At 64.7% G+C, this 363-nt stretch carries 1 protein-coding gene and 1 pseudogene; both read left to right on the top strand.

The window, feature by feature from the left end; translation table 11 throughout:
• Positions 1-260, top strand: a 260-nt coding sequence (locus tag GRB80_RS15590; RefSeq protein WP_419880024.1) for an electron transfer flavoprotein subunit beta/FixA family protein, incomplete at its 5' end; no start/stop codon positions are given.
• Positions 257-363 (top strand): annotated as a pseudogene (locus GRB80_RS15585) (electron transfer flavoprotein subunit alpha/FixB family protein); the annotation flags it as partial. The gene GRB80_RS15590 and the pseudogene GRB80_RS15585, both read left to right, overlap by 4 nt.

Genomic DNA, 363 nt, shown 5'->3' with positions numbered 1-363 from the left:
CCGTCGAGCTCTCCCTGCCGGCCATCGTCACCACCGATCTGCGCCTGAACGAGCCGCGCTACGCCAAGCTGCCCGATATCATGAAGGCCAAGAAGAAGCCGCTGGACGTCAAGCGCCCGGAAGATCTCGGCGTCGAGGTCGCCACCCGGACCAAGCTGCTCAAGGTCGAGCCGCCAGCCGAGCGTCAGGGTGGCATCAAGGTGGGCTCCGTGGACGAGCTGGTCGATAAACTGAAGAACGAGGCGAAGGTGATTTCATGAGCATTCTGATCCTGGCCGAACACCATGACGGCGCCCTGGCCGGCGCCACCGCCCATGTGGTTGCGGCCGCCAAGGCCATCGGGGGCGATATCGACGTGCTGGT

Origin of the sequence: Halomonas icarae (assembly GCF_009901955.1) — a bacterium.
Lineage (GTDB): Bacteria > Pseudomonadota > Gammaproteobacteria > Pseudomonadales > Halomonadaceae > Halomonas > Halomonas icarae.
The sequence above is the reverse complement of the archived record's forward strand: the minus strand, read 5'-3'. Positions and strand labels throughout refer to the sequence as shown.